Below are 21,350 nucleotides of genomic sequence, written 5' to 3'. Positions count from 1 at the left end.
GATGCTGTCTGCCCGACATTCAGCGTACCTTACCTGGCGTTGGCGCCAGCACTTGTCGCTCGAACGCATCCACATCAATGACCCGGCGTAGTGCCGTTTCGGCAGACTGCAAACGTGCGGCTTCGTCGAGCTGAAGAATACCGGCCGTGATCGCCGCGTCGCTCATCGACTGTCCTGGCGTTTGCGTTACCTTGCCTTCCTTGACCGCCTGATGCAGCACCTTGCGCAGTGGCGCCACTTCCTCAAGCAGGTCACTGGCCCGTTGCAACGCCGCCACCGGGTCCCCCTCGGCCTGCGGCCGGAAGCACCCGGCCAGCAGTTCTTCGAGCGCCGAGTCGCCTTTGCGCCGCCCGATCAGCTCGGCCACCTCGGCGTCCAGTTCGTCGCTCGGGCCGGTATGCCGGCGGCCAAACGGGAACACCAGCAGGCGCAGGGCACAGCCAACGAAACGGTTGGGGAAGTTGTCGAGCAGCTTGTCCAACGCTTGCTCCGACTGCCCCAGGCTTTCTTCCATGGCCCAGCGCAGCAGTGGTCGCATGTGTTCGGGCGAGCCCAGGTCGTGGTAGCGCTTGAGCGCGGCACTGGACAGGTACAGGTAGCTGAGCACATCGCCCAACCGCGCGCTGAGCCGCTCGCGGCGCTTGAGCGCGCCGCCGAGCAGCATCATCGACAGGTCGGCCAGCAGGGCAAATGCGGCGGCCTGGCGGTTGAGGGCGCGGAAATAGCCCTGGCTCAGGGCATCCCCCGGCACCCGCTCGAAATGCCCAAGACCCAGGCCCAGCACCAGGGTGCTGGCGGCATTGCCAGCGGCGAACAGGATGTGCTGCATCAACAGGTCGTCGAACTCCTTCAGCGCATGATCGTGGTCCTCGCGCCCGACCAGGGCCATTTCCCGCAGCACGAACGGGTGGCAGCGGATGGCGCCCTGGCCGAAGATCATCAGGTTGCGCGAGAGAATGTTGGCACCCTCGACGGTGATGAAGATCGGCGCGCCTTGCCAGTTGCGGCCCAGGTAATTGTTCGGGCCCATGATGATCGCCTTGCCGCCGTGCACGTCCATGGCGTGCTGGATGCATTCGCGGCCGCGCTCGGTGAGGTGGTACTTGAGAATGGCCGACAGTACCGAGGGTTTTTCGCCCAGGTCCACCGCCTTGGCGGTGAGCAGGCGGGCGCTGTCCATCAGCCAGGCGTTGCCACCGATGCGCGCGAGAGACTCCTGGATGCCCTCGAATGCCGCCAGCGGCACGTTGAACTGTTCGCGGATGTTGGCGTACTGGCCGGTGACCAGGCTGGTGTATTTGGCGGCACCGGTACCGACTGCCGGTAGCGAGATCGAGCGCCCAACCGACAGGCAGTTCATCAGCATCATCCAGCCCTTGCCGAGCATCTCCTGGCCGCCGATGAGCTGCTCCAGTGGCACGAACACATCCTTGCCGCTGTTGGGGCCGTTCATGAACGCCGCACCCAGGGGGAGGTGGCGCTTGCCGATTTCCACGCCGGGGGTGTCGGTGGGGATCAGGGCCAGGCTGATGCCCAACTCTTCCTGCTCACCGAGCAGGTGATCCGGGTCATAGGCCTTGAACGCCAGGCCCAGCAGGGTGGCGATGGGGCCGAGGGTGATATAGCGCTTTTCCCAGTTCAGGCGCAGGCCGATGACCTCTTCACCCTGCCACTGGCCCTTGCACACGATGCCGGTGTCGGGCATCGCGCCGGCATCGGAGCCGGCCAGTGGGCCGGTGAGGGCGAAGCAGGGGATCTCGTCGCCACGGGCCAGGCGTGGCAGGTAGTGGTTGCGTTGCGCGTCGGTGCCGTAGTGCAGCAGCAGTTCGGCAGGGCCCAGGGAGTTGGGCACCATCACCGTCGAGGCCAGGTCGCCGCTGCGGGTGGCCAGCTTCATCGCCACTTGCGAGTGGGCGTAGGCGGAGAAGCCCTTGCCGCCATATTCCTTGGGGATGATCAGGGCGAAAAAGCCGTGCTGCTTGATGTGCGCCCAGGCCTCAGGTGGCAGGTCGAGGTCCTGGCCGATCTGCCAGTCGCTGACCATGGCGCAAAGTGCTTCGGTGGGGCCGTCGATAAAAGCTTGTTCTTCTTCGGTGAGTTGCGGCGCGGGGTAGGCGAGCAGGGTGTTCCAGTCCGGGCGGCCGCTGAACAGGTGCCCGTCCCACCACACGGTGCCGGCGTCGATGGCTTCGCGTTCGGTCTGCGACATGGGCGGCAGGGTGCGCTGGAACCACTTGAACACGGGGGCTGTGAATACCTTGCGGCGCCATTCGGGCAGGGCGACGAAGGCGACCTTCAGGGCGATCACCGCCCAGATCAGGGTCAGCAGCCAGCCGGGTGCGTGGCTGAAGATACCCATCAGCAGGGTGTAGGCGGCCATTGCCGTGAGAATCTGCAAAGGGGGCAGGCGGCGGTGCGTGAGATACGCAGCGCCCAACACCAATACCAGCAACCACAACAGCAACATGATCCTTCCTCCTTGGAACCTTGGGCATTCAGCCGACCCACAGAGCTTAGACGGGCTGGGGGGCTTGCCTAGGAGATGACAGGCAGGAGTGTTGGGAGTTCTGCGCGACATGTGTTGGATTGTCGATTTTGGGGCCGCGGTGAGGCCCATTCGCGACACAGGTTTACGCGGTCCTCTGTAGGAGCGGCCTTGTGCCGCGAAAGGGCCGCGCAGCGGCCCCCGGGTTTCACTGGCAGCGAGAAACGCTTGGAGTAGACTGTCCCCCTCCCGCATTCATAAGGACGTTGCCATGCTGAAGATCTGGGGCCGCAAGAATTCGAGCAATGTGCGCAAGGCGTTGTGGATCGCCCACGAACTGGGCCTGGATTTCGAATCCATCGACGCCGGCGGCGCTTTCGGCGTGGTCAACGAGCCGCATTACCGGGCACTGAACCCCAACGGCCTGGTGCCCATGCTCGAAGACGGCGACCTGGTGCTGTGGGAATCCAACACCATCGTCCGTTACCTGTGCGCCGAGTACGGCCAGGAGCAGGGTTGGTACCTCGACGACCCACGCCAGCGCGCCCTGGCGGACAAGTGGATGGACTGGACCACCTCATCCTTCGCCACCCCGTTCCGTCCGTTGTTCTGGGGCCTGCTGCGCACCCCCGAAGACCAGCGCGACTGGGTGGCGATCAACGCCGCGCACAAGCAGTGCGCCCAGCTGCTGGCGATCGCCGACGAAACCCTGGCCACTCAACCCTACCTCTCCGGTGACCAGATCGGCATGGGCGACATCCCACTGGGCAGCTTCATCTACGCCTGGTTCGAAATGCCCATCGAGCGCCCGGCCATGTATCACCTCGAAGCCTGGTACGAGCGCCTGAAACAGCGCCCGGCCTACCAGGCGGCGGTGATGACCGCCCTGACGTGACGCCACTTCGATAGTCATTATCAATAGATGTGACTGTACTTGTGCGGCCGGCCCTTGCACCATGGCCGCACTCACTGCGCCAGTGACTTTGCCTGGCGTGTCCTGAACCATTCTTTATTCGGTACGTGACCCGCTATGAGTTCCGCCCTGTCCATCCGACAGCTGACCAAGACCTACGGCAACGGTTTCCAGGCCCTCAAGGGCATCGACCTGGATGTTTCCGAAGGCGACTTCTTCGCCTTGCTGGGCCCCAACGGCGCCGGCAAATCCACCACCATCGGCATCCTTTCCACCCTGGTGAACAAGACCAGCGGCACGGTCAACGTGTTCGGCCATGACCTGGACCGCGAGCCGGCGGCGCTCAAGCGCTGCCTGGGCGTGGTGCCCCAGGAATTCAACTTCAACCAGTTCGAGAAGACTTTCGACATCGTCGTGACCCAGGCGGGCTATTACGGCATCCCGCCCAAGCTGGCCAAGGAGCGCGCCGAGCAGTACCTCACGCAACTGGGTTTGTGGGACAAGCGTGACGTGCAGTCGCGTTCGTTGTCCGGTGGCATGAAGCGCCGCCTGATGATCGCCCGGGCGCTGATCCACGAGCCGCGCCTGCTGATCCTCGACGAGCCGACCGCGGGGGTGGACATCGAGCTGCGTCGTTCGATGTGGAGCTTCCTCACCGAGCTCAACCAGAAGGGCATCACCATCATCCTCACCACCCACTACCTCGAAGAGGCCGAGCAGTTGTGCCGCAATATCGGCATCATCGACCACGGCGCAATCGTCGAGAACACCAGCATGCGCCAGTTGCTGGGCAAGCTGCATGTCGAGACCTTCGTCCTCGACCTCAAGCACGACCTGCCCGCCGCCCCTGAGCTGCACGGTTACCCGTGCCGGCTGATCACCCCGCATACGCTGGAGGTGCAGGTGGAAAAGGATATCGGCATCACCGCGCTGTTCGGCCAGCTGGCGCTGAAGAACATCGAGGTGCAGAGCCTGCGCAACAAGACCAATCGACTCGAGGAGTTGTTCGTGTCCCTGGTGGAAAAGAACCTGTCGAAGGTGGCTGTATGAGTGTGGAACTGCGCACCAACTGGGTCGCCCTGAACACCATCGTCTACCGCGAGGTGCGGCGCTTCCTGCGCATCTGGCCGCAGACCCTGCTGCCGCCAGCGATCACCATGGTCCTGTACTTCGTGATCTTCGGTAACCTGATCGGCCGGCAGATCGGCGACATGGGTGGTTTCACCTACATGGAGTACATCGTGCCGGGGCTGATCATGATGTCGGTGATCACCAACTCCTACGGCAATGTGGTGTCGAGCTTCTTCGGTAGCAAGTTCCAGCGTTCGATCGAGGAGCTGATGGTGTCACCGGTATCGCCACACACCATCCTGGTCGGTTACGTGCTGGGTGGGGTGCTGCGCGGGTTGGCGGTGGGGGTGATCGTCACGATCCTGTCGCTGTTCTTCACCCACTTGCAGGTGCATCACCTGGGTGTGACCGTCGTCGTGGTGCTGCTGACGGCGACGATCTTCTCGCTGCTGGGCTTCGTCAACGCGGTGTTCGCGCGCAACTTTGACGATATCTCGATCATCCCGACCTTCGTGCTGACGCCACTGACCTACCTGGGTGGGGTGTTCTACTCGATCACCCTGCTGCCGCCGTTCTGGCAGACCGTGTCGCTGGCCAACCCGGTGCTGCACATGGTCAACTCGTTCCGCTACGGGATCCTAGGGGTGTCGGACATCAGTATTGGCACCGCGATCACCTTCATGCTGGTGGCCACCGCGCTGCTCTATGTGCTGTGCATCCGCCTGCTGGTCAGCGGCCGTGGCATGCGGGCGTAGGCAGCGGCACTGGCGCCGGCGCCACTGCCGGCCCACCCACCAACGCCAGTAGAACTGGGTGGTGAAGTAGGCGAGCACGCCGAGCACCACCCCGCATACCACCGAGCCTAGTAGAAAGGGTTGCCAGATCGTCGCGAGCTGGTCGGTGACCCAGTCCATGGTGATCTCTTCGGGCAGTGTGCGTGGCGGCACCTGCAGCAGCCAGGCGCCGGTCATGTAGGTGACGAAGAACACCGGTGGCATGGTCAGCGGGTTGGTCAGCCACACCAGGCTCACCGCGATGGGCAGGTTGCCGCGCACTGGAATGGCCAGGGCGGCGGCCAGCAGCATCTGCATGGGGATGGGGATCAATGCGGCGAACAGGCCGACCCCCATGGCCCGTGCCACCGAATGGCGGTTGAGGTGCCAGAGGTTGGGGTCATGCAGCAGCTTGCCGAAAAAGCGTAAGGATTTGTGTTCCCTGATGCTGGTCGGGTCCGGCATGTAGCGTTTGAACAGACGGCGCGGCATGTGGGCTCCCGGCGAGTCGAAGGGCGTCAGTATGCCCTGATTGAACCGCAGCCTCGTTCAGAGTTTGTGACAATTGTTTAGCAAGATTTCCCCCTCAATCGACTAAGCCTCAGGGGCGGTTTCGCTTCTGGAGCTCTATCTCATGCGCACAGGGATGCTTGCGCTCGCACTCGGGCTGTTGAGCCTGCGTTTTCTGCCCGTGCTGCCGTCGGTCGGCTGGCTGGTGTCGCTGCTTTTGCTTGCCATTGTCTGCCTGCGTACGCGGGGGTGGCCGGTGGGGTGTTACTTGCTGGGGCTGTGCTGGGCCTGCTGGACGGCGCAGCAGGCCCTGGACGATCGCCTGGCGCTGCCATTGGACGGGCGCACGTTATGGCTGGAAGGGCGGGTAACGGGGCTGCCGGCGCGCTCCGCGGAGGGGGTGCGCTTCGAACTTGAGCAGGCGCGGTCACGGCGTGCCGAATTACCCACGCGCCTGCAACTGAGCTGGTTCGACGGCCCTGAGGTGCGCGCCGGGGAGCGCTGGCGGCTGGCGGTCAGCCTGCGGCGTCCACACGGCCTGCTCAACCCCCATGGCGCGGATCGCCAGGCCACCCTGCTGGCGCGCAGGGTCGGCGCGACCGGTACGGTCAAGGCCGGTGAACGGCTGGGGGCGCCCGCGAATGACTGGCGCGATGGCATCCGCCAGCGGCTGCTGGCTATCGATGCCCACGGGCGTGAGGCGGCCTTGGCGGCGCTGGTGCTGGGCGACGGCGCCGGGCTGGCGCGGGAGGATTGGCACACCCTGCAAGCGACCGGCACGGTCCATCTGCTGGTGATCTCCGGGCAGCATATCGGGCTGTTGGCGGGGTTGGTCTACGGGGCGGTGGCGGGGCTGGCGAGGTTGGGCGGCTGGCCCCGGCGCCTGCCCTGGTTGCCCTGGGCGTGCGGCCTGGCCCTGGGGGCGGCGCTGCTGTATGGCTGGCTGGCGGGGTTTGCTGTGCCGGTGCAGCGCGCCTGCCTGATGTTGGCGGTGGTGCTGCTGTGGCGCCTGCGCTTTCGTCATCTGGGGGCCAGCCTGCCGCTGCTGTTGGCGCTGGTCGGGGTGCTGCTGGTCGAGCCGCTGGCCAGCCTGTTGCCGGGTTTCTGGTTGTCGTTCGCCGCCGTGGCAGTGCTGGTGCTGTGCTTTGCGGCCCGCCTGGGTGCCTGGCGCCCGTGGCAGGCCTGGACCCGCGCCCAGTGGGTGATTGCCGTGGGGTTGTTGCCGGTGCTGCTGGCGCTGGGGTTGCCCGTCAGCCTGACGGCGCCGCTGGTCAACCTGCTGGCCGTGCCGTGGATCAGCCTTGGCGTATTGCCGCTGGCGTTGCTGGGTACCGCCGCGCTGCCGGTGCCTGGGGTGGGGGAAGGGCTGCTGTGGCTGGCGGGGTTCTCGCTGGACGGCTTGTTCCGCCTGCTGGAGCAGGGGGCGCGGTTGCAGCCGGCCTGGTATCCCGAGCCGTTGCCGCTGTGGGCGTGGCTGCTGGTGGCGTTGGGTGCGCTGCTGGTATTGCTGCCACGTGGCGTGCCAATGCGTGTGCCGGGTGCAGTGATGTTGCTGGCGCTATGGGCGCCGCGCGAACAACTGCCCCATGGCCAGGCCGAGGTGTGGCAACTGGATGTCGGGCAAGGGCTCGCGGTGGTGGTGCGTACCCGTCATCACGCGTTGCTGTATGACGCCGGGCCGGCGCGGGGCGACAGCGACCTGGGCGAGGGCGTAGTGCTGCCGACCCTGCGCCGGCTAGGTGTGAAGCAGCTGGACCTGATGCTCATCAGTCATGGGCATGCCGATCATGCCGGCGGAGCGGCGGCCGTTCGTCGCGGCCTGCCCGTCAGCCGGGTGCTGGCGGGGGAGGTCGAAGGCCTGGAGCCGGCGCAGCGCTGCGCCAGTGGTGAGCGCTGGCAATGGGACGGTGTGACGTTTTCGCTGTGGCACTGGCCTGTAGGGCCCAACAGCAACGAGCGCTCCTGCGTGCTGAAGGTCGAAGCCAACGGCGAGCGCTTGCTCCTGGCCGGCGACATGGAGGCGGGGGCGGAGCAGGCCTGGCTGGCGTCGGTGGACGACCCACGGATCGACTGGTTGCAGTCACCGCACCATGGCAGCCGCACGTCATCCACCGAGCCGTTCATCAAGGCGCTGGCGCCGCGTGGGGTGCTGATCTCGCGTGGCAGGCACAATGGTTTCGGGCATCCCCATGGGCAGGTGATCGAGCGCTATCGGCGGCATGGCGTGAGCGTTCATGACACGGCGTTGGAGGGGGCGCTGCGGTTGTGGTTGGGGCGCCATGTCGGGGTGGAGGGCGTGCGGGGGCAGCGGCGGTTCTGGCGCGATCAGCAATGAACATGTGTCGCGTGTTGGGAGTGCATGCCTTGGGTGATGTGGTGGGGCGAAGATCGAGCGCCGCNCGNGCGGCGCATCGCTGGCAAGCCAGCTCCCACATCTGTTTCGGGCCAGTTATTTCTGGTCCATCTCCACTGTCCGCCTTGTTTGTACGACGCGGTTTCAGGGTTGGCGCTACCGTCGCCCCACATGACTCAAGCCATGCACCAAGGCGGACAGTGGAGACCTCACAGGATGGATTGGCCCGAAATAAATGTGGGAGCTGGCTTGCCAGCGATGCGCCGCGCGGGCGGCGCTCGATCTTCGCCCCACCACAAACTCCAAGGCGGACCCTTCGATTTCCCTGACCTCCGGCAGATGAGCCCCTGGCGCACGTATGGTAGAGTGGCGGCCTTTTTCCGAGGGGATGCTTACTGTGTGGGAATTGGTCAAGTCCGGTGGCTGGATGATGCTGCCGATCATCCTGAGCTCCATCGTCGCCATGGCGATCGTCGTCGAGCGCCTGTGGACCTTGCGCGCCAGCCGTGTCACCCCACCGCACCTGCTGGGCCAGGTGTGGATGTGGATCAAGGACAAGCAACTGACCAGTGACAAGCTCAAGGCCCTGCGTGCCGATTCCCCTCTGGGTGAAATCCTCGCCGCGGGCCTGGCCAACTCGCGTCATGGCCGCGAAATCATGAAAGAGTGCATCGAAGAAGCCGCCTCGCGGGTCATCCACGAGCTGGAGCGCTACATCAGCACCCTCGGCACCATCGCCGCCATGGCCCCGCTGCTCGGCCTGCTGGGCACCGTGCTGGGCATGATCGACATCTTCAGTGCCTTCATGGGCTCGCAGATGACCGCCAACGCCGCCGTGCTGGCCGGCGGTATCTCCAAGGCGCTGGTCACCACCGCGGCCGGCCTGATGGTCGGCATCCCGGCGGTGTTCTTCCACCGGTTCCTGCTGCGCCGCATCGATGAACTGGTGGTGGGCATGGAGCAGGAGGCAATCAAGCTGGTGGAAGTGCTGCAAGGCGACCGCGAAGTGGAAGTGGCGGGAGGCAAGGCGTGAAGTTCCGGCGCAACCGCCAGCGCGAGAACGTCGACATCAACCTGGCGTCGCTGATCGACGTGGTGTTCGTGCTGCTGCTGTTCTTCGTGGTCACCACCACCTTCACCCGCGAGACGCAGTTGCGTGTCGAGCTGCCCGAGGCCAGCAGCGCGGCCCCGGCGCAACCTGATGACGGCAAGCTGATCGAGGTCACCATCAGCGCCGACGGTGTGTACTCGGTGAACAACCACCTGCTGCCCAAGAGCGACCTGGCCACCCTGAGCGAGGCGATCGAGAAGGAATCCGGCGGCGACATCACGCTGCCGCTGGCGATCAGCGCCGATGGCAAGACCCCGCACCAGGCCGTGGTCACTGCAATGGATGCGGCCGGCAAGCTCGGCTTCAGCAAGTTGCGCATGACCACCGTCGAGGCCGCGCAGGGCACTCCCTGATGGCGTTCGCCGACCGTCTGCTTGCCGCCTGGTATGCCGGGCACCCGGCCCTGGCACTGCTGCGCCCGCTGGAGGCCCTGTACCGCCGCGTGGTGATGGGCAAGCGCGCGCGTTTCCTCAGTGGCCAGAGCGCCAGCTACCGCGCCCCGGTGCCGGTGATCGTGGTAGGCAACATCACCGTGGGCGGCACTGGCAAGACGCCGATGATCCTCTGGCTGATCGAGCACTGCCGCCGGCAGGGGCTCAACGTCGGCGTGGTCAGCCGTGGCTATGGCGCCAAACCCCCTGAATACCCTTGGCGCGTCGGCGCCGACCAGCCGGCCGAGCAGGCCGGTGACGAACCCCTGTTGATCGTCCAGCGCACCGGTGTGCCGCTGATGATCGACCCCGACCGTTCCCGCGCCGTGCAGGCGCTGTTGGCCAGCGATGCGCCGGACCTGATCCTCTGCGACGATGGCATGCAGCACTATCGCCTGGCCCGCGACCTGGAACTGGTGCTGATCGATGCCGCCCGTGGCCTGGGCAACCGCCGCTGCCTGCCCGCCGGGCCGTTGCGTGAGCCGGCCGAGCGCCTGCACGAGGCCGACGCGGTGCTGTTCAACGGCGCCGAGGCCGACCGTGACGGTGGTTTCGCCTTCCACCTCGCTCCGTCGGCGCTGATCAACCTGCGCAGCGGCGAGCGCCGCGACCTTGACCTGTTTCCCGCTGGCCAGGCGTTGCATGCCGTGGCCGGTATCGGTAACCCGCAACGTTTCTTCAACACCCTGCAGGGGCTAAACTGGCAGCCGCTGCCGCACCCCTTCGCCGACCACGCACCGTACAGCCGCGAGGTATTGTCGTTCAGCCCGGCGCTGCCGCTGGTGATGACCGAGAAGGATGCGGTGAAGTGCCGGCCGTTCGCCGCCGACGATTGGTGGTACCTGGCCGTCGATGCCGTGCCTTCGCCTGCGTTCAGTGCCTGGTTCGACCTTCAGCTCGACCGCTTGCTGCCTGGGCGCCCCCGCACCTGAGCCTTTTCAATTTCCGCCTCAAGGAAACCTCCATGGACACCAAACTGCTCGATATCCTGGCCTGCCCGATCACCAAGGGCCCGCTCAAGCTCAGCGCCGACAAGACCGAGTTGATCAGCAAGGGCGCGGGCCTGGCCTATCCGATCCGCGACGGCATCCCGGTGATGCTGGAAAGCGAGGCGCGCACCCTGACCGACGAAGAGCGCCTGGACAAATGAGCCTGGACTTCACCGTGGTGATTCCCGCCCGGCTGCGCTCCACGCGCCTGCCGGGCAAGCCGCTGCTGCCGATCGCCGGCAAGCCGATGGTCCAGCATGTGTGGGAGCAAGCTCGCAAGAGTGGCGCAAAGCGGGTGGTCATCGCCACCGACGATGCCAGCATTGTCGAGGCTTGCCAGGCGTTCGGCGCCGAAGTGCTGCTGACCCGCGCCGACCACGAGTCGGGCACCGACCGCCTGGCCGAAGTGGCCGCCCAGCTTGGCCTGGCCGCAGATGCCATCGTGGTCAACGTGCAAGGCGACGAGCCGCTGATCCCACCGGTGATCATCGACCAGGTGGCGGCCAACCTCGCCGAGCACCCTGAAGCGGGCATCGCCACCTTGGCCGAGCCGATCCATGAGCCGGACACCGTGTTCAATCCCAACGCGGTCAAGGTCACCAGTGACAAGCACGGCCTGGCCCTGACCTTCAGCCGCGCGCCGCTGCCCTGGGCCCGTGACACCTTCGCCACCGCGCGTGATGTGCTGCCCGAGGGCGTGCCATACCGCCGCCATATTGGCATGTACGCCTACCGCGTAGGCTTCCTTCAGGACTTCGTCGCTTGGGGCCCGTGCTGGCTGGAACAGACCGAGGCGCTGGAGCAACTGCGCGCCCTGTGGCACGGCGTGCGCATCCATGTCGCCGACGCCATCGAGGCCCCGGCCGTGGGCGTTGACACGCCTGAAGACCTGGAGCGCGTTCGGCGCTTGCTGGAGGCCTGATGCGCGTCCTGTTCGTCTGCCTCGGCAACATCTGCCGTTCGCCCACCGCCGAAGGCGTGCTGCGCCACCAGTTGCAGGCCGCAGGCTTGAGTGAGGTGGTCCATGTGGCCTCCGCCGGCACCGGCGACTGGCATGTGGGCAAGGCGCCCGACAGCCGTACCTGCAAGGCCGCGCTGGCGCGTGGCTATGACCTGTCGCGCCAGCGGGCGCAGCAGGTCAAGGTGGCGCATTTCGCTGAATACGACCTGATCCTGGCCATGGACAAGAGCAACCTGGGCAACCTGCAGGCCCTGCGCCCGCACACCGCCAAGGGTGAGCTCGACCTGTTCCTGCGTCGTTACGGCGCGGCCCTGGACGAAGTGCCGGACCCTTACTACGGCGGCGCCGAAGGCTTCGAGCAGGTCCTGGACCTGATCGAGGCGGCCTGCCGCGAGCTGGTCGTGGAAATCAAGGGGCGGCTATGACGGGTAACTGGCAGGAGCAGGTATCGCTCAAGCCCTACAACACCTTTGCTATCGACGCGCGCGCGCGCTACTTCACCCAGGCCCACGACGATGCCCAGGTGCGCCTGGCGCTGGCCCGCGCCAGCGAGCGGCAGTTGCCGGTGCTGGTGATCGGTGGTGGCAGCAACCTGCTGCTGACCCGCGACATCGATGCCCTGGTGCTGCACATGGCCAGCCGTGGCCGCCGCCTGCTCAGCGATGATGGCGAGCAGGTGGTGGTGGAAGCCGAAGCCGGCGAGCCCTGGCATCCGTTCGTGCAATGGAGCCTCGAACAGGGGTTGTGCGGGTTGGAGAACCTCAGCCTGATCCCGGGCACCGTCGGCGCCGCACCGATGCAGAACGTCGGCGCCTATGGGGTGGAGATCAAGGACGTGTTCGCCGGGCTGACTGCGCTGGATCGCGAGACGGGCGAGTTGCGTGATTTCTCGCTCGAGGAATGCGCCTTCGCCTACCGCGACAGCGTGTTCAAGCGTAACCCGGGGCGCTGGTTGATCCTGCGTGTGCGCTTTGCCCTGAGCCGCACGTTGCAGGCGCACCTGGACTACGGCCCGGTGCGTCAGCGCCTGCTGGAGCAGGGCGTGGAGCAACCGACGGCCAAGGCGATCAGCGAGGCGATTTGCAGCATCCGCCGCGAGAAGCTGCCAGACCCGGCCGAGCTGGGTAATGCCGGGAGCTTCTTCAAGAACCCGGTGGTGTCGGTGGCGGTGGCCGAGCGGATTCGCGCGCAGCATCCGACGGTGGTGGCTTATCCACAGGCCGATGGCCAGGTGAAGCTGGCGGCGGGCTGGTTGATCGAGCAGGCAGGGTGGAAGGGGTACCGTGACGGCGATGCCGGCGTGCACCGCTTGCAGTCGTTGGTGCTGGTGAACTATGGCCAGGCGAGCGGGGCGCAGTTGCATGCCCTGGCGCAGCGGATCCAGGCGGATATTCTCGAGCGATTCGGGGTGAAGCTGGAGATGGAGCCTAACCTGTACTGACCTGCCGGTCTCCATCGCGGGGCAAGCCCGCTCCCGCAACGAGTTTCATGCCCAGATTGTGGGAGCGGGCTTGCCCCGCGATCACCAGCTAAGCCGGTGCCATTGATCCGCTAGCCAAAGAAAAAGCCCCGCCAGTTCGCACTGGCGGGGCTTTTTCATTCAGCCGTTGGCATCAACCGTGGTGAGGCTTGTGCTCTTCGGTGGTTTCCAGGGCTGGTGCGGCTTCTGCGGCGGCCTCGGCAGCAGCGGCGGCTGCGGCTTCGGCTTCACGCTTGCGGCGGCGCACTTCACGCGGGTCGTTCGGCGCACGGCCGTTCGCCAGCATGATGGTGGACGGCTCGGCCGGCGCTTCTTCGACCGGGGCCTGCTCGACGACCGCTGGCGCGGGCTCGGCCACCGGGGCCTCGACCACTTCAGGCTGGGCTTCGACGACAGCGGCCGGTTGCTCGGCGACGGGCGCTGCTTCGGCGACCGCTGCTTGCTCGATGTCGCTGGCTTGCACCGCAGGGGCTTGTTCCACCGCTGCAGGTTCGACGGTTGCTTCGACGACAATTGCAGCCTGCTCGGCGACAACTGCTTCGATCACAGGCTGCGGGGCGGCCTCGACCACGGGCTCGATGCTCGGCTCGACGGCGACGACCGGCGCGCTGACAGGCTGCTCGATCACCGGAGCGATCTCGACCTGTTCGGCGACGGTTTCCGCGACTTCGACCTTGGCGTGTTCGACCACTTCAGTGGCGCGTTCGGCCTGCTGGTTGGCCTGGGCTTCGGCATCGGCGCTGATGTTGCTGGTGGCAACGGCGGCGGTGACGGCGATGCCGGCGGCCAGTTCGGCACCCAGCTCGGTGGCCTGGTGCTGTTGTGGTTGCTGCTCTTCGCTGCCGTCCTCGTCACCTTCGATCAGCTCGCCATTGGCGTTGCGCTGGCGTTCGCGACGGTTGCTGCGACGACGCTGGCCACGGGAGCGACGACGTGGGCGCTCGCCATCGGCACCTTCCTGCTCGTCCTGCAGCAGTTCTTCACCTGGCAGTTGCTCTTCGGTCAGCTCGGCGGCCTGTTCGGCAGCTTGCTCGTCAGGGCGCGGTTGGCGCTCTTCGCGTGGCGGGCGTGGCTGGCGTTCTTCACGTGGTGCGCGCTCTTCGCGCGGGGCACGTTCCTCACGCGGGGCGCGTTCTTCGCGTGGCGCGCGTTCTTCACGCGGTTGACGCTCTTCACGGGGTGCGCGTTCTTCGCGGGCTACACGTTCTTCGCGTGGTGCGCGCTCTTCGCGGGCTTCGGCCGGTGCGGCGTCCAGCGGCTCGCGCAGTTCGCGCACGCGCTCTTCACGGTTGCCGCGGCGGTCTTCGCGTGGCTGGCGTGGCTGACGCTCTTCGCGTGGTGCGCGCTCTTCACGTGGTGCACGCTCTTCACGTGGTGCACGTTCCTCGCGCGGGGCGCGTTCTTCACGTGGCTGGCGTTCTTCGCGCGGGGCACGCTCGGCGCGCTCTTCGCGCGGCTTGCGGTCTTCGTCGCGACGACCGTTGCGGTTGCGGCTCTGCTGGCGGCCGTTGCGGCGCTCCTCGTTGCGCGCTGGGCGCTCGGTGGCAGGCTTCTCGGCGGCTACGGTCGGGGCGACGACAGGTTCGTCCTTGCCGGCGAACAGGCTGACCAGCGACTTGACCAGGCCTTTGAACAGGCTTGGCTCCGGTGCGCTCGGGGCTGGGGCCGGGGCGGTGACGGGCTGCTGCTCCTCGCTGCTCGGTGCCGGTGCGTTGGCACGGGCAGGCGCAGTCTTGACCGCGGCTTCCTGGCGCACCAGGGTGCGGGTGGCGGTCGGTTGCGCCGGCTCTTCGCTCTCGGCGGCGGCGATTTCGTAGCTGGACTGGTTGTTCAGCACTTCCGGGTTGTCGTCGCGCAGGCGCTGGACTTCGAAGTGCGGGGTTTCCAGGTGATCGTTCGGCAGGATGATGATGCGCGCGCGAGTGCGCAGTTCGATCTTGGTGATCGAGTTGCGTTTCTCGTTGAGCAGGAACGCGGCCACCGGGATCGGCACCTGGGCGCGCACTTCAGCGGTGCGGTCCTTCAGCGCTTCTTCCTCGATCAGGCGCAGGATCGCCAGCGACAGCGACTCGACGTCACGGATGATGCCGGTGCCGGAGCAGCGTGGGCAGACGATGCCGCTGCTTTCGCCCAGCGATGGGCGCAGGCGCTGACGGGACATTTCCAGCAGGCCGAAGCGCGAGATGCGGCCCACCTGCACGCGGGCGCGGTCGGCTTCCAGGCATTCACGCACGCGCTCTTCGACGGCGCGCTGGTTCTTGGCCGGGGTCATGTCGATGAAGTCGATGACGATCAGGCCGCCGATGTCACGCAGGCGCAGCTGGCGGGCGATCTCTTCGGCCGCTTCCAGGTTGGTCTGCAGGGCGGTTTCTTCGATGTCGCTGCCTTTGGTGGCGCGCGCCGAGTTGATGTCGATGGACACCAGGGCTTCGGTCGGGTCGATGACGATGGAGCCGCCGGAGGGCAGGTCGACTACGCGCTGGAAGGCGGTCTCGATCTGGCTTTCGATCTGGAAGCGGTTGAACAGCGGCACGCTGTCTTCGTACAGCTTCACTTTGCTGGCGTACTGCGGCATCACCTGGCGGATGAAGGTCAGGGCTTCCTCTTGCGCATCGATGCTGTCGATCAGTACTTCGCCGATGTCCTGGCGCAGGTAATCGCGGATGGCACGGATGATGACGTTGCTTTCCTGGTAGATCAGGAACGGCGCGGCGCGGTCTAGCGAGGCTTCCTTGATGGCGGTCCACAGCTGCAGCAGGTAGTCGAGGTCCCACTGCATTTCTTCGCTGCTGCGGCCCAGGCCTGCGGTGCGCACGATCAGGCCCATGTCGCCAGGAACGGTCAGGCCGTTCAGGGCTTCGCGCAGTTCGTTGCGCTCTTCGCCTTCGATGCGGCGGGAGATGCCACCAGCGCGCGGGTTGTTGGGCATCAGCACCAGATAACGGCCGGCCAGGCTGATGAAGGTGGTCAGGGCGGCGCCTTTGTTGCCGCGCTCTTCCTTCTCGACCTGGACGATGACTTCCTGGCCTTCGCTCAGTACTTCCTTGATGTTGACCCGGCCTTCAGGGGCTTTCTTGAAGTACTCGCGGGAGATCTCTTTGAGCGGCAGGAAGCCGTGACGTTCGGAGCCGAAGTCGACGAAGGCGGCTTCAAGGCTGGGCTCGATCCGGGTGATCTTGCCTTTGTAGATGTTGGCCTTTTTCTGCTCACGGGCACCGGACTCGATGTCCAGGTCGTAGAGGCGTTGGCCGTCCACCAGGGCTACACGCAACTCTTCGGGTTGAGTTGCGTTAATCAGCATTCTTTTCATGTTGTACCGTCGGTTTCCGGGCTGCCGGAAACGGCGTTCGGCACACACGACTTTTCAAGAAAGTGCCAAGGTGCGCAAAGGGTGGCGGGCCACCCCCGTGTCTGGCGACGTTCGGCACCAGCCGGTTGCCCAGCCTGCCGTTGTCGCGACGACGCGTCCTGTTCCATGGTGCCAAAAGGCCTGTCGAGCTCTTCGAACGTGATCCGAATCAACCGAGCGGGCCTGGTGCACTCAGTCAGGAGGAGGAATCAACCTGTCGTCCGTGGACGCCACGAGGGCGTCTGTTCAGGACCTTGTCTGCTCATCGCCCGTACATTGGGTCAATGGGCTGACGCAGTGCCACACGGTCCGATGGCTGTGCATCTCCACCCTGCACGTATCCCTTGAAAATTCGGTGCTGCCGCGCGCTGAATCCGCAACGGGTTGCATTTTTCGCCAGCCCTATACCAGGCTGGCGCCATAACATGTCCAAGGCAGGTATTTCCGGGGCACTTCGCCTGAATGCACGGAAACGTCGGAGGCGGGCAGAGGTACGGCGAAAAGAAGCGGGTAAGCAGGTGAAACACCGCACTTGTCGTTTTTTTTCGGTCTTCTCTACACGGCGCTGGTGGCGATTCCAGGCATTCATTAAACTGGCGAACGCTCCGTAGGACGGCCTCGCGTCCTCGGGATTGCGATGGTCAGGGCCGGCTGTAGAGCCTGTTGCCGCTGGCCTGCCGCTTTTGGCGGCGTTCGCGACTATAGCAGTAATGATTAAGTGCTTCAATTCCATAAAAAATTGTTATGATCCCGCCATGACGACCAATACCCCCCCGACTTCCGGCGTTCAGCTGATCGAAGTCGCGCCGGAACTTGCCGGCCAACGCATCGACAATTTCCTCATCACGGCCCTCAAGGGCGTGCCCAAGACCCTGGTCTACCGCATCCTGCGCAAGGGTGAGGTGCGGGTCAACAAGGGCCGGATCAAGCCCGAATACAAGCTGCAGGCCGGCGATATCGTGCGGGTGCCGCCCGTGCGCCTGCCCGAGCGCGACGAGCCGGCGCCGGTGGCCCAGGGTCTGCTGCAGCGCCTGGAAGCCGCGATTGTCTATGAGGACAAGGCGCTGATCGTGATGAACAAGCCTGCAGGCATCGCCGTGCATGGCGGCAGCGGCCTGAGCTTCGGGGTGATCGAGGCGCTGCGCCAGTTGCGCCCGGATGCCAAGGAGCTGGAGCTGGTGCACCGCCTGGACCGTGACACCTCTGGCCTGCTGATGATCGCCAAGAAGCGCAGCATGCTGCGCCACCTGCATGCCGCCCTGCGCGGCGATGGCGTGGACAAGCGCTATATGGCGCTGGTCCGTGGCCACTGGCCGACCGCGAAGAAACAGGTCAACGCCCCCTTGCAGAAGAGCAACCTGCGCTCGGGCGAGCGCATGGTCGAGGTGAGCGAAGAGGGCAAGGAAGCGCTGACGATGTTCCGTGTGCTGCGCCGCTTTGGTGAGTTCGCCACCATCGTCGAGGCGCGGCCGATCACCGGGCGTACCCATCAGATTCGTGTGCATACCCTGCACGCCGGGCACATGATCGCCGGCGACAGCAAGTACGGCGACGAGGATTTCAGTCGCGAGATCCGCGAGTTGGGCGGCAAGCGCCTGTTCCTGCACGCCTACCAGCTCACCGTGCCGCTGCCCGATGGTGGCGAGCTCAAGCTGGAGGCGCCGGTAGACGAAATGTGGGCCAAGACCATCGAGCGGCTGGCGTCCTGACCCCATGAGCAAACCTTATGACCTGCTGATCTTCGACTGGGACGGTACCCTGGCCGACTCCATCGGGCGCATCGTCGAGGCCATGAACGTGGCGGCCGAGCGCGCGGGGGAGGGCGCCAGTAGCGATGCGGCGATCAAGGGCATCATCGGCCTGGCGCTGGGGGAGGCGATCGCCACGCTCTATCCCCATCTCGATCCGGTGCAGGTGGAGGTTTTCCGGCAGCACTATGCCGACGTCTATATGGCCCTGGATCAGCAGCCATCACCGCTTTTCGAGGGGGTGGTCGAGTCGCTGGAAGCCTTCCGTGGCGAGGGCTATCGCCTGGCGGTGGCCACCGGCAAGGCTCGGCGCGGGCTGGATCGGGTGCTCAGGGCCAATGGCTGGGAAGGCTATTTCGACATCACGCGCGCTGCTGACGAGACCCGTGGCAAGCCGCATCCGCTGATGCTTGAAGAAATCCTCGCGCATTGCCGGGTCGAACCTGGGCGGGCGCTGATGGTCGGAGATTCGGCGTTCGACCTGCAAATGGCCAGCAATGCCGGTATGCACTCGGCGGCGGTCGGCTACGGCGCCATGCCGTTGCAGGCACTGGCTGAATTCGGGCCGCAGGTGTGTATCGATCATTTCTCTCAATTGCGCGAATGGTTGGCGGGTTGCGCGCAAAACAACTTCCAAGGTAGGTGAGCATGGCTGACGAGTGGAAAGCACCCGACTCCGAAGAGGGTGGTGAGGAGCGCAAGAGCTGGAAGCTGCTGGAGAAGACCCTGCTGGCGGGCGTTCAGGAGCAGCGGCGGGCGCGGCGCTGGGGGATTTTCTTCAAGCTGCTGACCTTTCTCTACCTGTTCGGCATCCTGTTCCTGTTCTCGCCGTTGATGGATATGGACAAGGCGGCCTCGCGCAGTGCCAATCACACCGCGCTGGTCGAAGTGCGCGGGATGATTGCCGACCAGGAGCCGGCCAGTGCCGACAATATCGTCAAGAGCCTGCGTGAGGCGTTCAAGGATCCCAAGACCAAGGGTGTGGTCCTGCGCATCAACAGCCCGGGCGGCAGCCCTGTGCAGTCGGGCTACATCTATGACGAGATCCGTCGCCTGCGCGGCGAGTACCCGGATATCAAGCTGTACGCGGTCATCGCCGACCTGGGGGCGTCAGGCGCCTACTACATTGCCAGTGCCGCCGACGAAATCTATGCCGACAAGGCTAGCCTGGTCGGCTCCATCGGCGTGACGGCGGCGGGTTATGGCTTCGTCGGCACGATGGACAAGCTGGGTGTGGAGCGGCGCACCTATACCGCCGGTGAGCACAAAGCCTTCCTCGATCCGTTCTCGCCGCAGAAGCCGGAGGAGACGGCGTTCTGGCAGGGTGTGCTGGACACCACGCATCGCCAGTTCATCGCCATGGTCAAGCAGGGGCGGGGTGATCGCCTGAAGGACAAGGAGCATCCGGAGTTGTTCAGCGGGCTGATCTGGTCGGGCGAACAGGCCAAGGCGCTTGGGCTGGTGGATGGCTTGGGCAGTGCCAGCTATGTCGCTCGCGATATCGTCGGGGAGAAGGAGTTGGTGGACTTCACCGTGCAGGAGTCGCCGTTCGATCGTTTCTCCAAGCGTATCGGTGCCAGTGTGGCCGAGCGTCTTGCGCTGTACATGGGCTTGCAGGCGCCTTCACTGCGTTGATCTGGCATCGTTAGGGCTGTTTCGCAGCCCTTTCGCCGGCAAGCCGGCTCCCACTCCGACCGCGCCATGCTCAAGACTTGCGCTATGCCTGTGGGAGCCGGCTTGCCGGCGATGAGGTCGGCGCCGCTGCCTCCGGGTCTCAAGGTATCTGCACGCCTTCCTTGTGCAGCATGTCCACCAGGCGAATCAAAGGCAGCCCGATCAGGCTCGTGGCGTCGCAGCCGTGGGTGCTCTGGAACAGGCTCACCCCCAATCCCTCCGCCTTGAAACTGCCAGCACAATCCAGTGGCTGTTCGGCTGTCACGTAGCGCTCCACGCGCTCGCGGTCCAGTTCGCGCATCGTTACCGTGAACGGCACGCAATCGACCTGGCATTGCCCTGTGGTGCTATTGAGCAGTGCCAGCCCGGTGAGGAAGGTGACCTGCTGCCCGCTGGCTTCCAGCAACTGCTCGCAGGCGCGCTCGAATGTGTGGGGTTTGCCGAGGATCTGCTCGCCAAGCACGGCGACCTGGTCGGAGCCGATGATCAGGTGGCCTGGGTGGCTGCCGGCCAGTGCCTGGGCCTTTTGCCTGGCCAGGCGGCGCACCAGCTCGTTTGCGGGCTCGTTTTCCAGGCGCTGCTCGTCTAGGTCGGGGCTTGCCCAGGTGAAGGGCAGGCGCAGGCGGGTGAGCAGTTCGCGTCGGTACGGTGAGCTGGAAGCCAGTAACAAGGGAAGCATGGTAGACTCCTGGGCAATTGACCCGAATTCTAACATGCGAGATGCACCGAATTTCCCTTTGACAGGGAGGGGGTGCATCCCTAGAATGCTGCGCCTATGTTGAATGACCCGATTCCACCTCACGTTGACCCGCGCAAATTGGCTGATCGTGGCGTAACCCTCGAAGGTTCGCTGCAACTCGCTGATTTGGAAAGACTCTGCGACCCGCTTTCCGACAATGTCGGTACGGTGCAGGCGAAGTTCGATTTTGAACGAGATGAACAGCACGTGGTGGTTATCCACAGCGAGCTGGATGTCGAAGTCAAGATGGTTTGCCAGCGTTGTCTTGAGCTGGTCACCCTTCCAATCCACAGCGAATGCACATACGCCGTGGTGAAGGAGGGTGCGAATACCCAGTCGTTGCCGAAAGGCTATGACGTGCTGGAACTGGGCGAAGATCCTTTGGATCTGCAGGCGCTGGTCGAGGAAGAGCTGTTGCTGGCCCTCCCCATCGTGCCTGCTCATCATCCGGAAGAATGCCAGCAGCCGGCGGGCTTGGATGAGCCCGAACCGAGCAAGGACGAGGTATCGCGGTCCAACCCGTTCAGTGTATTGGCGCAGTTAAAGCGTGACCCAAACGTTTAGGAGTTAATCAATTATGGCTGTTCAGCAGAACAAAAAATCCCGCTCTGCCCGTGACATGCGCCGTTCGCACGACGCCCTGTCGGAAAACGCCCTGTCGGTAGAGAAGAGCACCGGTGAAGTACACCTGCGTCACCACGTTTCGCCAGAAGGCGTATACCGTGGTCGCAAAGTGATCGACAAGGGCGCTGACGAGTAATCC

The 21,350-nt window shown here is 65.1% G+C and carries 20 protein-coding genes; 16 read left to right on the top strand and 4 right to left on the bottom strand.

Annotated elements, in window-relative coordinates; translation table 11 throughout:
- Positions 1-19 precede the first annotated feature (19 nt).
- Positions 20-2,467: an acyl-CoA dehydrogenase gene (locus tag IX761_RS01455; protein WP_194787773.1), complete on the bottom strand. Its 2,448-nt coding sequence runs from the start codon at positions 2,465-2,467 to the stop codon at positions 20-22.
- 289 nt (positions 2,468-2,756) lie between these two features.
- On the opposite strand from IX761_RS01455, the gene IX761_RS01450 reads away from it, so the two are divergent.
- From IX761_RS01450 to IX761_RS01440, 3 genes are all read left to right on the top strand, one after another.
- Positions 2,757-3,380: a glutathione S-transferase gene (locus IX761_RS01450; protein WP_194787772.1), complete on the top strand. Its 624-nt coding sequence runs from the start codon at positions 2,757-2,759 to the stop codon at positions 3,378-3,380.
- A 135-nt stretch (positions 3,381-3,515) separates the two neighbouring features.
- Complete coding sequence (locus IX761_RS01445; RefSeq protein ID WP_194787771.1) at positions 3,516-4,448, top strand: ABC transporter ATP-binding protein; 933 nt, start codon at positions 3,516-3,518, stop codon at positions 4,446-4,448.
- Positions 4,445-5,224, top strand: coding sequence for an ABC transporter permease (locus tag IX761_RS01440; protein ID WP_194787770.1), 780 nt, complete (start codon positions 4,445-4,447; stop codon positions 5,222-5,224). The genes IX761_RS01445 and IX761_RS01440 overlap by 4 nt, the downstream gene beginning before the upstream one ends.
- On the opposite strand, the gene IX761_RS01435 is transcribed toward IX761_RS01440, so the two are convergent.
- Positions 5,108-5,734, bottom strand: coding sequence for a DUF2062 domain-containing protein (locus tag IX761_RS01435; protein ID WP_194787769.1), 627 nt, complete (start codon positions 5,732-5,734; stop codon positions 5,108-5,110). The two genes, IX761_RS01440 and IX761_RS01435, sit on opposite strands and share 117 nt — an antisense overlap.
- A gap of 142 nt (positions 5,735-5,876) precedes the next feature.
- Between IX761_RS01435 and IX761_RS01430 the strand changes: the two genes are divergently transcribed.
- The 8 genes from IX761_RS01430 (at position 5,877) to murB (ending at position 13,038) form a co-directional block, all read left to right on the top strand.
- Positions 5,877-8,087, top strand: a complete 2,211-nt coding sequence (locus IX761_RS01430; RefSeq protein WP_194787768.1) for a DNA internalization-related competence protein ComEC/Rec2 — start codon at positions 5,877-5,879, stop codon at positions 8,085-8,087.
- Positions 8,088-8,502: 415 nt separating this feature from the next.
- On the top strand, positions 8,503-9,138 hold the full coding sequence (locus IX761_RS01425) for a MotA/TolQ/ExbB proton channel family protein (protein ID WP_138221286.1): 636 nt from the start codon (positions 8,503-8,505) through the stop codon (positions 9,136-9,138).
- Positions 9,135-9,569 carry an ExbD/TolR family protein gene (locus IX761_RS01420; RefSeq protein ID WP_194787767.1) on the top strand — a complete coding sequence of 145 codons (435 nt, stop codon included), beginning with the start codon at positions 9,135-9,137 and terminating at the stop codon, positions 9,567-9,569. Before IX761_RS01425 ends, IX761_RS01420 begins: the two co-directional genes overlap by 4 nt.
- Positions 9,569-10,579: a tetraacyldisaccharide 4'-kinase gene (gene lpxK, locus IX761_RS01415; protein ID WP_194787766.1), complete on the top strand. Its 1,011-nt coding sequence runs from the start codon at positions 9,569-9,571 to the stop codon at positions 10,577-10,579. The genes IX761_RS01420 and lpxK overlap by 1 nt, the downstream gene beginning before the upstream one ends.
- A gap of 32 nt (positions 10,580-10,611) precedes the next feature.
- Positions 10,612-10,797 (top strand): Trm112 family protein, encoded by a 186-nt coding sequence (locus IX761_RS01410; RefSeq protein ID WP_011532874.1) that lies wholly within the window; start codon positions 10,612-10,614, stop codon positions 10,795-10,797.
- Positions 10,794-11,558, top strand: a complete 765-nt coding sequence (gene kdsB, locus IX761_RS01405; RefSeq protein WP_194787765.1) for a 3-deoxy-manno-octulosonate cytidylyltransferase — start codon at positions 10,794-10,796, stop codon at positions 11,556-11,558. The genes IX761_RS01410 and kdsB overlap by 4 nt, the downstream gene beginning before the upstream one ends.
- The gene (locus IX761_RS01400; RefSeq protein ID WP_194787764.1) at positions 11,558-12,022 is read left to right on the top strand and encodes a low molecular weight protein-tyrosine-phosphatase; all 465 of its coding nucleotides are present in this window, start codon (positions 11,558-11,560) and stop codon (positions 12,020-12,022) included. Before kdsB ends, IX761_RS01400 begins: the two co-directional genes overlap by 1 nt.
- Positions 12,019-13,038: a UDP-N-acetylmuramate dehydrogenase gene (murB, locus tag IX761_RS01395; protein ID WP_194787763.1), complete on the top strand. Its 1,020-nt coding sequence runs from the start codon at positions 12,019-12,021 to the stop codon at positions 13,036-13,038. Before IX761_RS01400 ends, murB begins: the two co-directional genes overlap by 4 nt.
- Positions 13,039-13,210: 172 nt before the next feature.
- On the opposite strand, the gene rne is transcribed toward murB, so the two are convergent.
- Positions 13,211-16,387, bottom strand: a complete 3,177-nt coding sequence (rne, locus tag IX761_RS01390) for a ribonuclease E (RefSeq protein ID WP_194787762.1) — start codon at positions 16,385-16,387, stop codon at positions 13,211-13,213.
- Positions 16,388-17,181: 794 nt separating this feature from the next.
- Here rne and rluC point away from each other — a divergent pair.
- From rluC to IX761_RS01375, 3 genes are read left to right on the top strand one after another with little or no spacing between them, the layout of a single operon-like run.
- On the top strand, positions 17,182-18,135 hold the full coding sequence (rluC, locus tag IX761_RS01385; protein ID WP_194787761.1) for a 23S rRNA pseudouridine(955/2504/2580) synthase RluC: 954 nt from the start codon (positions 17,182-17,184) through the stop codon (positions 18,133-18,135).
- A gap of 4 nt (positions 18,136-18,139) precedes the next feature.
- Complete coding sequence (locus IX761_RS01380) at positions 18,140-18,820, top strand: HAD family hydrolase (protein ID WP_194787760.1); 681 nt, start codon at positions 18,140-18,142, stop codon at positions 18,818-18,820.
- 2 nt (positions 18,821-18,822) lie between these two features.
- Complete coding sequence (locus IX761_RS01375) at positions 18,823-19,809, top strand: S49 family peptidase (protein ID WP_194787759.1); 987 nt, start codon at positions 18,823-18,825, stop codon at positions 19,807-19,809.
- 139 nt (positions 19,810-19,948) lie between these two features.
- Here the strand turns inward: IX761_RS01375 and IX761_RS01370 are convergent, their stop codons facing one another.
- Positions 19,949-20,527, bottom strand: coding sequence for a Maf family protein (locus tag IX761_RS01370; protein WP_194787758.1), 579 nt, complete (start codon positions 20,525-20,527; stop codon positions 19,949-19,951).
- 96 nt (positions 20,528-20,623) lie between these two features.
- Here IX761_RS01370 and IX761_RS01365 point away from each other — a divergent pair, with 96 nt between their 5' ends.
- Both IX761_RS01365 and rpmF read left to right on the top strand, forming a co-directional pair.
- Positions 20,624-21,151, top strand: a complete 528-nt coding sequence (locus tag IX761_RS01365; protein ID WP_194787757.1) for a YceD family protein — start codon at positions 20,624-20,626, stop codon at positions 21,149-21,151.
- 13 nt (positions 21,152-21,164) lie between these two features.
- Positions 21,165-21,347, top strand: a complete 183-nt coding sequence (gene rpmF / locus IX761_RS01360) for a 50S ribosomal protein L32 (RefSeq protein WP_008096416.1) — start codon at positions 21,165-21,167, stop codon at positions 21,345-21,347.
- Positions 21,348-21,350 lie beyond the last annotated feature (3 nt).

Source organism: Pseudomonas sp. UFMG81 (assembly GCF_015354575.1).
Lineage (GTDB): Bacteria > Pseudomonadota > Gammaproteobacteria > Pseudomonadales > Pseudomonadaceae > Aquipseudomonas.
The sequence above is the reverse complement of the archived record's forward strand: the minus strand, read 5'-3'. Positions and strand labels throughout refer to the sequence as shown.

Bases quoted from the DNA above. Each gene is read 5' to 3' on its own strand.
- IX761_RS01455 (WP_194787773.1), bottom strand. From the start codon at position 2,467: ATGTTGCTGTTGTGGTTGCTGGTATTGGTGTTGGGCGCTGCGTATCTC.
- IX761_RS01450 (WP_194787772.1), top strand. From the start codon at position 2,757: ATGCTGAAGATCTGGGGCCGCAAGAATTCGAGCAATGTGCGCAAGGCG.
- IX761_RS01445 (WP_194787771.1), top strand. From the start codon at position 3,516: ATGAGTTCCGCCCTGTCCATCCGACAGCTGACCAAGACCTACGGCAAC.
- IX761_RS01440 (WP_194787770.1), top strand. From the start codon at position 4,445: ATGAGTGTGGAACTGCGCACCAACTGGGTCGCCCTGAACACCATCGTC.
- IX761_RS01435 (WP_194787769.1), bottom strand. From the start codon at position 5,734: ATGCCGCGCCGTCTGTTCAAACGCTACATGCCGGACCCGACCAGCATC.
- IX761_RS01430 (WP_194787768.1), top strand. From the start codon at position 5,877: ATGCGCACAGGGATGCTTGCGCTCGCACTCGGGCTGTTGAGCCTGCGT.
- lpxK (WP_194787766.1), top strand. From the start codon at position 9,569: ATGGCGTTCGCCGACCGTCTGCTTGCCGCCTGGTATGCCGGGCACCCG.
- IX761_RS01410 (WP_011532874.1), top strand. From the start codon at position 10,612: ATGGACACCAAACTGCTCGATATCCTGGCCTGCCCGATCACCAAGGGC.
- kdsB (WP_194787765.1), top strand. From the start codon at position 10,794: ATGAGCCTGGACTTCACCGTGGTGATTCCCGCCCGGCTGCGCTCCACG.
- IX761_RS01400 (WP_194787764.1), top strand. From the start codon at position 11,558: ATGCGCGTCCTGTTCGTCTGCCTCGGCAACATCTGCCGTTCGCCCACC.
- murB (WP_194787763.1), top strand. From the start codon at position 12,019: ATGACGGGTAACTGGCAGGAGCAGGTATCGCTCAAGCCCTACAACACC.
- rne (WP_194787762.1), bottom strand. From the start codon at position 16,387: ATGAAAAGAATGCTGATTAACGCAACTCAACCCGAAGAGTTGCGTGTA.
- rluC (WP_194787761.1), top strand. From the start codon at position 17,182: ATGACGACCAATACCCCCCCGACTTCCGGCGTTCAGCTGATCGAAGTC.
- IX761_RS01380 (WP_194787760.1), top strand. From the start codon at position 18,140: ATGAGCAAACCTTATGACCTGCTGATCTTCGACTGGGACGGTACCCTG.
- IX761_RS01375 (WP_194787759.1), top strand. From the start codon at position 18,823: ATGGCTGACGAGTGGAAAGCACCCGACTCCGAAGAGGGTGGTGAGGAG.
- IX761_RS01370 (WP_194787758.1), bottom strand. From the start codon at position 20,527: ATGCTTCCCTTGTTACTGGCTTCCAGCTCACCGTACCGACGCGAACTG.
- IX761_RS01365 (WP_194787757.1), top strand. From the start codon at position 20,624: ATGTTGAATGACCCGATTCCACCTCACGTTGACCCGCGCAAATTGGCT.
- rpmF (WP_008096416.1), top strand. From the start codon at position 21,165: ATGGCTGTTCAGCAGAACAAAAAATCCCGCTCTGCCCGTGACATGCGC.